Annotated in this window: 6 protein-coding genes; 5 read left to right on the top strand and 1 reads right to left on the bottom strand. The window is 48.1% G+C overall.

What is annotated here, in order from left to right; genetic code table 11:
- Positions 1–44 precede the first annotated feature (44 nt).
- The gene (locus EI981_RS07470) at positions 45–3,929 is read left to right on the top strand and encodes a DUF8202 domain-containing protein (protein ID WP_126996859.1); all 3,885 of its coding nucleotides are present in this window, start codon (positions 45–47) and stop codon (positions 3,927–3,929) included.
- A gap of 153 nt (positions 3,930–4,082) precedes the next feature.
- On the opposite strand, the gene EI981_RS07475 is transcribed toward EI981_RS07470, so the two are convergent.
- Positions 4,083–7,166, bottom strand: a complete 3,084-nt coding sequence (locus EI981_RS07475; protein ID WP_126996861.1) for a hybrid sensor histidine kinase/response regulator — start codon at positions 7,164–7,166, stop codon at positions 4,083–4,085.
- A 214-nt stretch (positions 7,167–7,380) separates the two neighbouring features.
- Between EI981_RS07475 and EI981_RS07480 the strand changes: the two genes are divergently transcribed.
- The 4 genes from EI981_RS07480 (at position 7,381) to EI981_RS07495 (ending at position 14,706) form a co-directional block, all read left to right on the top strand.
- A complete protein-coding gene (locus EI981_RS07480; RefSeq protein WP_126996863.1) occupies positions 7,381–10,005 on the top strand; it encodes a glycosylhydrolase-like jelly roll fold domain-containing protein in 2,625 nt (874 codons plus the stop codon).
- Positions 10,006–10,215: 210 nt separating this feature from the next.
- A complete protein-coding gene (locus EI981_RS07485; protein WP_126996865.1) occupies positions 10,216–11,769 on the top strand; it encodes an ABC transporter substrate-binding protein in 1,554 nt (517 codons plus the stop codon).
- Between the two features lie 114 nt (positions 11,770–11,883).
- A complete protein-coding gene (locus EI981_RS07490; protein ID WP_126996867.1) occupies positions 11,884–13,608 on the top strand; it encodes a sensor histidine kinase in 1,725 nt (574 codons plus the stop codon).
- 228 nt (positions 13,609–13,836) lie between these two features.
- Complete coding sequence (locus EI981_RS07495; protein ID WP_127004455.1) at positions 13,837–14,706, top strand: ABC transporter permease; 870 nt, start codon at positions 13,837–13,839, stop codon at positions 14,704–14,706.
- Positions 14,707–14,717: the final 11 nt, after the last annotated feature.

Raw genomic sequence — 14,717 nt, forward strand, 5'->3', positions numbered from 1 at the left:
GTCGCTAGAATACTAGTATTCTATAATAGAGAGGATGAAGAGATGTGTTGTTACAAGGGGATTATTTCAAATGGAGAAAGCAGCTTATGGTGATGCTCATCTTTGTGCTGGTATTCGGGAGCTTCTCAACTACATTCGTACCTAAGGTATCAGCGGCTAGCAGTCCTCTTACTCCAGGTGGTTTGAGTGGATCTCAACCTGTACTATGGCTTAAAGCAGATTCTGATGTAAATGAAAATAACGGGCTATTGACGGAGTGGGCAGATCAATCTACTGACCCTGTGCGGTTTACTCTTGATGTTCCAACGGGCAAAGAAGCGATAACACCAAAGTATAATTCAGTCGGGGTGAATTTTAACCCGAGTATTACATTTAACAATTCTTATACTACTGACCACTATGATCAATCGGCAAAGTTAATAGGAGATAAACAGATTACATTTCAGTCTGGATATGCTGTCTATAAATGGCCAGCTACTGGCTATGCAGGATCACTTGTCGGATCGATTGAAATAAAAACTTACGGAAGTCAGATTTTGGGTGGAAATGCGGATTTTGCAGTTGGAAATGGCGCGAGCAAAGTATGGCGTGGTTTTAAAGAGCCTGACCCTGACAGAGAGAGATTCCAATTGGCCAATTATGAAATCAAGGATGACACGAACCATAGTGCAAGAGTTAACGGGAAAGCAGCAGAAACTATTATTAATGGTAAGGCTACTTTTGGTACCTTTGAATTCACTCCTGTAATTGGTGCTACTGCAGGAACCAGTGGCAGCAACTGGCGTGGTCTGCGCGCTGAAGTTGCTGAGATTATCTTGTATGATAGCTTAACAAGCGATGATGCCGCTAAAATTGAAACATACTTGGGAGTGAAGTATGGAATTACGCTTAACAATGGTGAGAGCAATTATATTTCCACAAATGATGATACCGTGTGGACTGCGGACAGTACCTACAAACACAACATTGCGGGTATAGGTCAAGATGATGCAGAAGCATTGGTGCAAAAGCAAAGCCGCAGTATTAATGCTGGAACGCAAATTGCAATTGGTGTAAATACCCTCGTTAATTCAAACGCGCTTAATACGGGGACACTGTCCGACCAACAATACTTAATCTGGGGCGACAATGGACAAGACTTGACGTTCGACCAACAGATTGGCAGCACGAACGAGTATCATTCACAGCGCGTTTGGAAGGTACAGAACACGAATGGCGTTGGTGAGGTTCAAATTGCGATTCCGACATCCGCTATTCCTGCAGGGAAAAAACTGCTAGTTAGCAGCAGCGATACGGATTTTACTAATGCAACTCAGAAGGAATTAGAAATTATTGATCTTAACGGTGTAGAGCATTACGCGGCTAAAACAACACTAAATAATGGGCAATTTTTCACATTTGGTGTATTGGCTCAAAGCGCAAAGGTTGAAGAAATAACAGCCGCTGGGGACGAGGTTGTATTAACCTTTGATCAAGAAATCGTTCTAACTGATCTAACCGGCTTCACGCTTGAAATCAACGGTGTAGAGGTTACGATTGATAGCTTTGAAATAGGAGTAGATGGTAAGACATTGAAGCTGAAGACGAGTGAGGAGATTACACAAGTTGATGCTGTTAAAGTGTCTTATGAGAAATCAGTTGGAAACTTAAAAGGAAAAAATGGTGCTCCTGTTCACAGCTTTGATTATCTCATTGCACCACCAGCTTTAGTCATCACCGAGCCAAGTGGTGATACCGTATTCGTGAAAAAGCCTGAAATCAAGGGCACGACCACTCCAGGTGCCAAGGTATCCGTAGAAATCAAGGATGGAAGTGGTGCTGTAATTGCTACGCCAACTGTCACTGTAAATCAAGATGGTACATGGAGTTTCATCCCTTCGGCTGATTTAGTAGATGGCTCTTATACAATTGAAGTGACGTCTACAAAAGATGATAAGACAGCTAAAGAAAACAAAATCATTACGGTAGATACCACAAATCCAGCTTTAGTCATCACCGAGCCAAGTGGTGATACATTATTCATGAAAAAGCCAGAAATCAAAGGTACAGCTGACAAGGATGCAAAGGTCATCGTTGAGTTGAAAGATGAGAGCGGCAATGTTGTCGAGACCCGCGAAGTGGAAGTAGACAGCAATGGAAATTGGAGCTTCATTCCGTCCACTGATTTAAAAGACGGGAAATATACAATCAATGTAACGGCAGAGAAACATAGCAAAGTGTCCACAGACTCCAAGATCGTTACGGTAGACACGACAGACAAATCACAACTATCGGGTCTCGAGTTAAAGCGTGGGGATGGAACACCGATTGCGATCTCTCCGGCTTTTAATGGGGGAGTAACCCATTATCAGGCTTCCGTGACCCACGATGTTTACAATACAACCGTAACGCTGGCGACTTATGACCCGAACGCCACAATCGAAATTTCGGTAAATGGCGGGGTATGGAAAGCAATCCCTAATGGCTCTGTAAGTGATGAATTGCCGCTGGCAGTCGGCACCAATACGATTGTTGTGAAGGTAACGGACGCCCAGGGCAATGTAACGGAATATACGCTGACCATCACCAGAGGATCCAATGGCAGCAATAATAATGGAGGTAACAACGGAGGCAATAGCGGAGGCAATACAACGCCTGCTACGCCGCCTACGACTACGCCACCCGCAACGGACCCAGGTGTGAATACGTCCGTGAACGGTAACGATGGCGGGTTTGCCACTGGCAAGACAACCACTTCTGGAGGTAACAAGCAAACTTCCGTACTGGTAAACAGAGATAAGCTTGGCGATATATTATCGAATGGAACGGGACAGAAGCTGGCCATTCAATCTTCGAATGATGGAGATATGCAGGTGGATGGTTTGACGGCAGAAACGGTTAAGCAATTGGCCGATAAGGGTGCGAGTCTAGAAATTGGCAACCTGTTAGCGATCTACCCTGTTCCTGGCGGAAAGATGGACTTAAGCGGTGTGTCCAAGCAATTGGGCAATGCAGCACTTGGTGATATCGCGGTCCATATTGATATCCAGCGTTCTTCGAAAGCACTGACTGACAGCGCGCGGAGCAAGGCAAAGGCAGAAGGGTACGAGTTATTGGTTGATCCGGTCGATCTTGACATGACCTTTACACATGACGGTCAGACGGTTAGATCGGGACAATTAAGCGGATATGCTCCGAAATACATCGCTCTGCCTGAAGGCATCGATCCGAACCGTATTACAACAGGTGTTATCGTGAATCCTGACGGTACTGTGTTCCATGTACCAACGGTCGTTACGAAGATCAACAGTCGCTACTATGCTCTGATCAACGATTTGCGTAGCCACGGTTCCTACTCTGTCATCTGGAATCCGCAGGATTTCGATGATGTGAAGAAACACTGGGGCAAAGTGGACGTTAACAATATCGCAGCGCGACTCGATCTGGAAGGAACCGGAAACAATACATTCTCGCCGGATCGTAATGTCACGCGCTCGGAGTTCTCGGAGATTGTCGTAGCTGGTCTTGGCTTGATGCGCCAGAACGTTCCAAACAGTATTTTCCCGGACGTTCCGGAATCTGCTTGGTACCAGGATGCAGTCACGATCGCGAATGAATTCGGTATCGTTCGCGGCTATGACAACGGCAACTTCTATGGCGACCAGCAAATTACAAGAGAACAAGGAATGGCGATGATCGCCCGGGCGTACAGCCTCATCGACCCGAAGACCGAGCTAAGCGAGGAGCAGATCACTTCCCTGCTGGCGGGTTACAAAGACGCAGCGAGCGTATCCGGCTGGGCGAGAGAGGATGTCGCTCTGCTGGTTGAAGTGGGAATCGTGAAGGGCAGCGGAATGGAGTTGCTGAGCCCGAAATCCAATATGACACGTGCCGAAGTAACGGCATTGATCGCAAGATTGCTCAAAACGACTAATCTGATCGACAAGTAACATCAGTTACCGACAACCATTGCCGACTTTCAAAGTCGTCGATGGTTGTTTTTTTTTGTACGAATAGCTTTGACTGGATATCGGTTAAGGGGCAAAACAAAAGACACCCGAGTGGATGCCTTTAGATTTCGTTCTATGATACGGTGGCAATAGCTACTTCAATATCTGGAACGAAACGATTGTTCCTTCGTTAAGTCTGCTCTCAATACGCAGCCCTTGTCCGTAAAGCTGCTTCAGCCGCTGGTCGGTATTGATCAGCCCGATCCCCTGCTGCTCCTTCGCGGAACTGCGAATCAGAATGTGCCGGATGGTCGTTCCGTCCATTCCCACGCCATCATCCTCGATGTAAACCTCCGCTCTATCCTCATATTCGGCAATCCGGATTAGGATGGTGCCTCCGCGCGCTCGTTTCAAAATCCCGTGCCTTACTGCATTCTCAACCAGTGGCTGAATGGATAGAGGTGGTACAAGCATCTCCAAGGATGCCTTTACGTCCCACTGCACCTCGAGGCGTTCATCAAACCGTTCCTTCTCAATCGACAAATAGGCTTGGACTAGCTCCAACTCGCTACTCAAGGTCACGAGCTTGTCCGAGTTTTTGAAGTCGAAGCTGGCACGTAAATATAAGCTGAATGCATCTGCAAGCTTGCGCATACGGCGCGTATCGATCTCGCTAAGCGCAACGATGGAGTTGAGTGTGTTGAAGAAAAAATGCGGCTTGATTTGCGCTTGCAGCCACGCTGCCTCCATGTATATTCGATCGCGGACAGCCAGCGTCAGATCGGTAAGTGCCCGAATTCTCGATTTTAGCTCCAACGTGTTCATTGGCTTAATAATGTAGTCGTTGGCCCCCGCGAGGAAGCCGGAATGAATATCCTCCGGCTGACTGCGCGCTGTAAGCAGCAGCACGGGGAGCTCAGCTAGCGAATAGCGCTGCCGGACTCGCTTGGTCAGCTCGTAGCCGGACATGCCGGGCATCATGACGTCGATGATCATAATGTCCCACTTGACCGTATCCAACAGGGCAATAGCTTCGTTTCCGTTTATTGCTGTGCCGACGATATATGGCTCGGAAGCCAGTGCATGAGTCAACACCCGCAAGTTGACCGGATCGTCGTCCACTGCCAGTATGCGAATTTTGTCAATGGTCGGAGACGGCGATTCGCTGACTTCCGGCAATTCGGTCATATCGTCCTCCTTGGAGGCCGCGACAGGTGTGTCCACTGCGTGCGCGAGCAATGGTGCAGCATCCGGCGAAGGGTCATCTCTCTTCGGCGTGTCTGCCGTCATCGCAAGCGGCAACGTAAAGATGAAGGTCGATCCGTGATTGGGAGCGGATTCGGCAGAAATGGTACCTCCCTGCAGCTCGACGAGCTGCTTGCAGACGCTCAGTCCAAGCCCGATGCCGCCGCCTAACGAAGTTACGCTCGAATCGGCTTGCTCGTAGGGGAGAAAGATTCGTTGCAGCGTCGCTTTATCAATCCCGACACCCGTATCAGAGACGGTTATGTGCGCATAGCCATTCTGTATAGTGGCGCGGAGTTCAATATGGCCGCGCATTGTAAATTTGACCGCGTTATGCAAAAGGTTGAATAAAATTTGTGTCAGCCGATTCTCGTCCGCCTGCACCAGGGGGAATGATTCCGGGATTTCGTTGACGATTCGGATCGGCTTACCCTCCGACATGAAGCCCAGCATGTCGATGACGCCGGAAGCCACCGCCTGTACGCGGATGGGAGCAGGCTGAATGTGAATGGCATTCTCTTTGAGCCGGTTGATGTCGAGCAGATCGTTAAGCAGAAACGACATACTGCGGCCGACGGAAATAAGCAAACGCAAGCTTTCCTGATGTCTGCTCTCTTTCCGGCCGGTTTCATCGTCGAGCACCGCTTGGGCAATGTTAAGCATGCCGTGAAGCGGGTTGCGAAGCTCGTGGGACGTATGGGCAAGAAAATCGTCCTTACGCTTGTCAGCCTTCTGCAACTTCTCGGTGAGGAGCCGGAGTGCTGTTATGGAGTTGAAATGTCGTTTGAACCAATAGGCGGTTACAGCCAGCACGGTGAATATGAGGTCAAACGCATAATAGCCGATTTCGGGAAAGTAAAATGTGTTAACGATGCCCCACATCGCGTTGATGGCAATCGTTATTCCTCCAATCAGCAGGAACATCGCATCCCGGTTGCCTTGTTTGGCTGAGCGAAACGTCAAGGTTGGAACGGCCACAATCGTGAACAGGTATAAAGGAATGTTGAAATAACCCAATTTCAACAGCGGTTGCAAGGGCAGAAACAAGACAATGCCGGCATAAAGTGAGCAGAAATAATTGAACCAGCGGTAACGGCTGGATGATGTGCGTTCCACCGTAAGCAGCATGGCATTTTTGAACAAAAAATAGATGATGCCAAGATAGGATAGATGGGTCAGTCGGCTTATCCAATCATAGTTTATCGGCAGCCAGATTTGCAGGAGCCGCTCATCATCGATAAGAATCGAGATAATGGTGCTGACAATCAGCAGAAAGAAGCTTAATAGTCCAGGAATCCGACCGCCAATGAACAGGAGCAGGCAAGCATAGAAGGCGTGTATCAATAGAACGGCGCAAACGAGCATCTGCATGCTGCGGGAGTACCATACGTTCTTCTCAATCGCTTGCCCCGTGCCAATCATGACGGGAGAAGTAAGGCCCCCATTAAAATAGTCATAATAATTAGCAACTTGGATGACAACTTCTATGGTTTCCCCCTCGGAATAGAAATTGGCGTAATAAGGCACTTTGCGCGCTGTGGAAGAATCGATGTCCTTCCCCGGAGTTCCGGAATAAGCCAGCAATTGTCCATTGATATACAGCTCGGAAGAGGTGGGAATGGGCGGCACCCGAATGCCGAGCATCTGCTTCTCGTTTGCATGAATGTGAATGAGAAGTCGGTATGAGCCATAGCCGATCGGCGAATGTCCTGCCGGGTTTAATGTCTTTCCCCAGTTGCTTGGCACGTGAATATAATCAGGCTGTGGCGGATTTTCATCATCATTCATATAGAATGCATGCGTGTAAAACTCCCACTCCCCGTTCAAAGGAATCGCCTGGTTCGACGAAAAGTCCCAGGTGGTGAGATCAATGGTACCTTGAGTAGCATTGGGATGGGGCGGTGGAAATTTCCATGTGACCCATATAAGACGGATACTAGTTATAATCAGCAGGTATATGCCGAGAATGAGTAAGATTTGCTTTGTTTTCATAGATTATCATATTCGACAATTAATGATCATTTCCTTTTCAAGGGATGACGTTGTCTTTGGATATGCCTGCCTCGGGCTTCCCATGTCTGAAAATCGAAAGCGCAATGTCGTGTTGGTGAAAGTAAGAGGAATCGGTTTTCGATATGATGAACTTATATTTACTTGGAGGGTTCATTCAGGGGAACCTTCCCTAATAGGGGGCTGAAACTGCGATATGAGACGATTACAAGAGGTTCTTAAAGGACAGGAAGGCAACTATATCCTGCCCTTATTTTGGCAACACGGGGAAGAGGAAGGGATACTTCGTGAGGAAATGCAGCGGATCCATGAATCCGGAATACGGGCCGTAATCGCCGAGGCAAGACCTCATCCGGATTTTCTGGGGCCAAAGTGGTGGCAGGACATGGACGTCATTATGGAGGAAGCACGCAAGCGTGGGATGCAGGTATGGGTGCTGGACGACGACCATTTTCCTACGGGCAGGGCGGCAGGCAGACTGAAGGACGCACCGAAAGAGTTGCGTCGTTCATTCCTGTCCGAGAGGCATATCGATGCGCTGGGTCCAGCTCCGCACGCATCGTTTATTATCGATCGACCGTACGTGCCCTTCTTTGCCGAGAGCGGAGGGGGAGCTCTGATTGCCGTCGTCGCAAGCAAGCGGGATCCGATATCCGGTGAATTGACAGGTGAATCGATAGATTTATCAGCAATAGTAAAAGACGGAATATTACACTGGAGCGTGCCGGAGGGGTACTGGCGAATTTTCATTATGACCATATCCGATAAAGGAGGCAGCAAAAATCATGAGGATTATCTGAATCCGCTCTCAGCCGAATCGACCCGTGTGCTGATCGACACGGTCCACGAAGCATTCTATGAGCGGTACCGGGACGATTTCGGTAAGACGTTCGCCGGGTTTTTCTCCGACGAACCCGCGTTTTATAATGACAGCAATCAATATGACTACGAATCTGCTACCGGGAAGAAAGACGTAGCGATGCCTTGGAGTAAAGACGTTCCTGAACGACTGAAAGAGGTAATCGGAGAAGACTATCTCAAGCAGCTCCCGCTATTATGGCATGATCAGGGAGTGAATCCGCCTATAATCCGTTACCATTACATGAATATTGTCAGCAGTCTCTATGGGGAGAACTTTACCTCGCAGATCGGAGATTGGTGCCGCGAACGTAGCGTTGAATACATCGGACATGTGATCGAAGATAACAACGCACATACCAGGCTTGGCGCGGGAACTGGACATTTCTTCCGCGCACTCTGGGGACAGGATATGTCCGGTGTTGACGTGGTCCTCTGGCAGCTCGCCCCCGGCTTCGATGAGACTCCGTTTAAGTGGTTCTTCGGTGAAGCAGACAGCGAGTTTTTCAACTATGGTCTGGGAAAAATGGGTTCTTCTCTTGCGCATCTCGATCCCAAGAAGAAAGGTCGTACGATGGCGGAGGTGTTCGGTGCATACGGTTGGGCAGAGGGTCTGAAGTTGATGAAATGGCTCACCGATCATATGCTTGTACGCGGCGTAAATCATTTCATACCACATTCCTTCTCCGCCAAGGCGTTTCCAGACCCGGATTGTCCGCCGCATCTCTACGCCAGAGGGAAAAATCCGCAATTTCGATATTACCGCTATTTGAATCATTATACGAATCGTTTGAGCCACCTGCTTTCAGGCGGTACGCATATCGCTTCCGCGGCTGTATTGTACCATGCGGAGGCTGAATGGTCCGGTAAGGCGATGTATTTCCATAAACCGGTCAAGGAGCTATTAAAAAGACAGATCGATTGCGATGTGCTGCCGATCGATGCGATCCTGGATTCTGTAACGCTTGAAGGGAAGAAGCTGAAGTCACGTGACGAGACGTTCGATTGTTTCATTATCCCGTACAGCGAAGCGCTTCCGGCAAAATGCCTGGCGAGAATTGGAGAACTAGCCGAGCTCGGTTTGCCGGTAATCTTCATCGATGCGCTACCTGTGCGTGCCAGTGAGGGAGAAGATGGCTCCGAGCTTTTGAAACGACTGACGGCATGCCGGAACGTCTCCGTCGTTCCACTTGCCGAGGTAGCCGGACATCTAGCCTCACGTGGATTTTATGAGTTGAAGACGGACGGCGAATATCCGTACTTACGTCATTATCATATACGGCATGAGGACGCTGACGTCTATTTCTTCTTTAATGAACATCCGCAGCTTCCAATCGAAACAAATGTTGAACTGCCCACATCCGGCCATATATGTCTGTACGATGCTTACAATAACCGAGTAACCCGCGTTATTGATGTTGTTGATGGGGAGGATGCACGGGTCCCGTTGCGCTTGGCGCCTTTCGAGACGGTTGTTGTGGTAGCCGGAGAGCTATTCAAGGATCTGACTGTGCAGGACGAGGCAGTAACCGAGCGTGAGCAGCTGGAAGTATCCGCCGTCTGGTCGCTATCAATCGTTTCCTCCGAGCAGTACCCGCGCTTCGAAACGCACGGCAAACTGGAACGGCTGGTGGATCTGAGCCGTCAGGAATACCTGCCTAGATTCACGGGTACGTTCCGCTATGAGACAACGGTGGAATGGAATAATGCGTTGCCAAAGAACATGTGGCTGGACTTGGGGGAAGTCTATGAGACCGCGGAAGTGCTGGTAAACGGCCGTTCTGCCGGCGTAAGAATCAGCCCCCCTTATCGATTCGATATCTCGGGATCGCTGGAGCAAGGCGCAAACATGTTGACGGTTGAAGTCACGAATACGTTGGTCAAGGAACATCGAGATATGTTTTCGCTGGTTGCCCAGCAAGAGCCAAGCGGTTTGTTGGGGCCGGTACGGTTGCTCTATTAACTTTAATAGGGATAATCGTCTGTGACTGTCCGTCACTGATTGTTTCATGATTTCACATATGCTGCCATTTTCCATGCCAGGAAGTCTAAAATTCAAAAACAAAATATCGGGTTTTCAAAAGACTTGATTTTTGATTTCCTATAAGATTTAATCAGAGCGATGCCGTTGCATGGTATCGCCGACATTCGAAACAAGATCAGGGGGATGCCAATGAAACGGCAAAATTGGGTTATCGCATGTGTATTGGTACTGGCGCTTGTAGTAACGGCTTGCGGATCGGGCAATTCAGGTTCTGATGCGAGTTCGAGCAACACTCCGGAAAATAACGCTACCCAAAGCGGATCTGTGAGTGAGTCGCCTGTCCAGGAGTTGGAACCGGTTGAATTGGTTGTGGAATTTCCATTGTATAACGAGCAGAAAGATATGCAAAAGGTGGAAGATGCGTTAAATGAAATTACCAAGAAAAAAATAAATGCGACGGTCAAGTTAAGATCCGACAATATGGGCGCGTATAAGCAAAAGATGCCCTTGCTGCTGTCAGGCGGCGACAAAGTTGATTTGCTGTTTACCGGTCTTGGCCTCTACAATGCGCAAGTGGCCAAAGGGCAGCTTTACCCGATGAATGAACTGCTGGAGAAACACGGACAAGGGATTGTAGAGGTGCTGAATGATCAGAGTCCCGAGTATTTGGAGGCGACGAAATCAGCGGGTGAAATCTATGGCGTTCCGAGTATTCGCGATCTGGCTTCGGACTACGGCTTCATCATGCGCAAGGATCTTGCAGACAAGCACGGAATCGATGTATCGAAGATCAAAACGTTTGATGATCTGGAAAATGTGCTCCAGATATTGAAAGAGAAAGAACCGGAAATGACATTGGCGAGAACCTTGACGACCACGATCGGGTTATACTTTGAAATGGTATGGGACACGATTGGGGATAACCTCGGTGTGGTGATGCTGAATGATGACAATCTTAAAGTTGTGAATGGATTTGAGACGCAGGAATACAAGGATATGGTGACTCGACTTCATCGTTGGTATCAAGCTGGGTATATCGCCAAGGATGCAGCTACGACTTCACAAGCCAGCTCGTTTAACGAAGTAAAGGCAGGAACGGCCTATGGTTATTTATCACATATGAAGCCAGGATTTGAGATGCAGGATTCGCGATCGGCAGGATATGAGATGGTTGCAGTACGACTGACACCTGCCATTGCCACAACTGGTTATGTGACCAACATTATGTGGGCGATTGCTCATCAGTCAGAAAATCCTGAGAGGGCCATGATGTTTCTGGATATGATGTATACGGATCCTGAAGTGGTGAATCTGCTTGATTGGGGTCTGGAAGGAACCCATTATGCCAAGGTCGAGGGAATAGACAATATCATTACCTTCGCTCCGGGTGTGGATGCAACCTCGATCGGTTACAGCCCGGGTATGGGATGGATGTTCGGCAACCAGTTGCTTTCATATATTTGGCAAGGAGATGATCCGGAGCTGTGGAGCAAGCTGAAAGAATTCAATCAAACGGCCTTCAAGTCTCCGCTCATGGGATTCAACTATATAGCGGATGGCGTGAAGACCGAGATTGCTGCGGTTACCAATGTGCTGGATCAATATCGTGTTGCTTTTGAAACAGGTACGATCGGTCCTGACAAGCTGCCGGAATTCAATGCAAAGCTGAAGGATGCCGGTCTGGATATTATTATCGCTGAGAAACAGAAACAAATCGACGAGTGGAAAAAAAGCAAGCAATAACAATAGCAATAGCCTCTGTCTGCCGACCGGCAGACAGAGGCTATTGTGTCTTGCATGTCCCGCTCGTACTCGCCATGATTGTAAGGTATATTGAGCTGAGAAGGGGGCGGAGACGTGCGACGGAATAAAACGATTGTTCATTCGATTCGCTTCAAGTTAATTGTGGGCTTGCTGCTCATTGTGCTTCCCATCCTGATCTATTTGACGTACAACAATAAATATTCGATTCAGGTTGTCCGGAATCAGGTGGCGAGCGCCAGTGTCAGCACCGTGACTTTGTATATGAACATTGTTGATAATATGTTGCAAGCGGCCGACAGCTATATTTTGCGATTAATTAATGAACAGGATGGTTTTTTGCAGTTGGAGAAGGCATCGGCTGAACAGACGGATTCTTATGTCCTGGAAAGGATAAGGATTGGCCAAAAACTGCGGGAGGATATGCAATACTATTCTGCCCATGAGTTCATGTTTATTTATTCGACCGTCAATGATGAGCTTATCTTCGCCCCGAATGCTCGGATAACCGGAAATGAGAATTTGCGTGAATTGCAAAATGCGGTGGAAGGCTATGTGCGTACTGACCTCGTGAAAATGGGCAAAGAGCTGAAGTGGATTGACGCCAACATTGGTGGGCGCTCCTTTGTGATGCGTGTGATCAAGTCGGGCCGCTTATATATTGGTCTTGCGATCGATGTGAACCAATTACTAGGTCCATTGAATTTGTTGAATCTCGGCGAGGGCGGGAAGGCTGTTTTTACGAATACTTTGCATAAGCCGCTGCAGGAGACCGTTTTTTTTGAAGGTCGGGAGATCGATCTGGTATTTGATGAGGATGAATACAAGCTGACCGGGGAACAGGAGCAGTACCTACTCGTCGGCAAATCGTCGAACCTGAGCACGCTTCGCTTGATTGCCTTGATACCGGATGATGTCATTCTTGAGCAACTGCCCTACCTGCTGCGTATCACCTATGTGCTCGTCGGCATCTCCTCGCTGATTGTAGCCGCTGCCTTCTATGCCTTGCGGCGAGTGGTGCTGCTGCCAATTCGGCGTATTATGTTTGCTATGCGAATGGCCAGGGAAGGGGTTCTTGAACACCGTATTCCCCGGTATCGAACCTCCAGTGAATTCGAGTCGATGAATGAATCATTCAATGCCATGGTAAGTCAGATTCAACAATTGAAAATTGATGTATATGAAGAGCAGTTGGCCAAACAACAGGTTGAGTTCAGGCAGCTGCAATTGCAGATCAATCCGCACTTTTTCCTGAATTCCTTAAACATTGTTTTCTATCTGGCGATGGATAAGAAATTTATCCTGATTCAGGAATTGTCCCTTGCACTGATTCATTATTTTCGATTTGTGTTTCAAAGTGGTGCGGATACGGTGGCTTTGCAGAATGAAATTCGACATGTGGACAATTATGTGCGCATTCAATGCTTTCGTTTTCCCGGAAATCTGACGTATGAGGCCGTCATTCCCGAGACGTTGCAGACGGTAGGTGTGCCGCCGCTCATGATTCAGACGTTTGTGGAAAATGCCATTAAATATGCGATTGATACGGATCGACAGACGCATATCCGGATTGAGGCCTGTACATTAACCACGGGTGATATATCCATCGTGATCCAGGATACAGGTCCGGGATTCCCGGAGGACATTCTTGAGTCGCTGCAAGCGGGCGTTCTTAAGGTGCCGGACCAAGGGGAACGCATCGGCATCTGGAATGTTCAGCGGCGGCTGGAGTTATTATACCAAGGCAAGGCACAGGTAAAATTTGAAAATGACAACGGTGCGCGCATCGAAGTCATTTTGCCAGGAAAAGAAACTCCATAGATACCCCTATTGTCAGAGCTTCCCATGTCTGAAAATCGAAAGCGCAATGTCGTGTTGGTGAAAGTAAGAGGAGCCGGTTTTCGATATGATGAACTCATATTCAAACACCGAAGGGGGAATCCAATTGTGGAGCCGACATCTGCACAGAAATTACTGTTGAATACACCGCTAAGGAAAAAACGGTTCGCTGTGTTTCGGAAAATAGTCAAATATAGGTCGCTGTTTCTGATGACGCTGCCCGCTGTGCTTTATTTGCTGATTAATAATTATATGCCTATGTTCGGTACGATAATCGCGTTCAAGGATGTTAATTTTACGAAGGGAATTCTGGGAAGCGATTGGATAGGACTGAAAAACTTTGAATACTTATTCAAAACCAAGGATGCTTTTATCATTACGCGAAATACCTTGCTGTATAACTTGACCTTTATTGTGCTTAACACTACGATAGCCATCGCCTTGGCTATTTTCTTGAATGATATCAAAAACCGCTTTTTATCCCGCACGTATCAGAGTTTGATTCTGCTTCCCCATCTGATTTCAATAATCATCGTCGGCTATCTGGTCTTGGCCTTGCTGGATGTCAAGAACGGCTTTATGAACAAGTCGCTGCTTCCGTTGCTTGGTATGGACGAGGTCTCCTGGTATATGGAGACTGGTCCGTGGCCGTATATCCTGACGATCGTCAATATGTGGAAAGGCGTCGGATATGCATGCGTGATATACCTGGCGGCCATAATCGGGATAGATCAGGAATATTATGAGGCGGCAACGCTGGACGGCGCAAATCGATGGCAGCAAATCCGGCATATTACGTTGCCGATGATTGTGCCGGTTATTACCATTCTGACGCTGCTTATGATCGGTCGCATCTTTTACTCCGATTTCGGCTTGTTCTATCAAGTGCCGCTCAATTCGGGGTCGCTGATGCCAGTGACCAATACGATTGATACGTATGTGTACCGCGCGTTAATCAATTTGGGCGATTATGGCATGTCGTCTGCTGCCGGTTTGTATCAGGCGATTGTCGGATTCATACTGGTCATGCTGTCCAATAGCATCGTTCGCAAGGTTGATAAAGACAATGCTTTATTCTAGAGGGAGGGTGA

It is taken from the genome of Paenibacillus lutimineralis (assembly GCF_003991425.1).
Taxonomy (GTDB): Bacteria; Bacillota; Bacilli; order Paenibacillales; family Paenibacillaceae; genus Fontibacillus; species Fontibacillus lutimineralis.

What these genes read in the sequence shown, in the direction of transcription:
- EI981_RS07480 (WP_126996863.1), top strand. Translation starts at nt 7,381, where the DNA reads ATGAGACGATTACAAGAGGTTCTTAAAGGACAGGAAGGCAACTATATC.
- EI981_RS07495 (WP_127004455.1), top strand. Translation starts at nt 13,837, where the DNA reads ATGACGCTGCCCGCTGTGCTTTATTTGCTGATTAATAATTATATGCCT.
- EI981_RS07475 (WP_126996861.1), bottom strand. Translation starts at nt 7,166, where the DNA reads ATGAAAACAAAGCAAATCTTACTCATTCTCGGCATATACCTGCTGATT.
- EI981_RS07485 (WP_126996865.1), top strand. Translation starts at nt 10,216, where the DNA reads ATGAAACGGCAAAATTGGGTTATCGCATGTGTATTGGTACTGGCGCTT.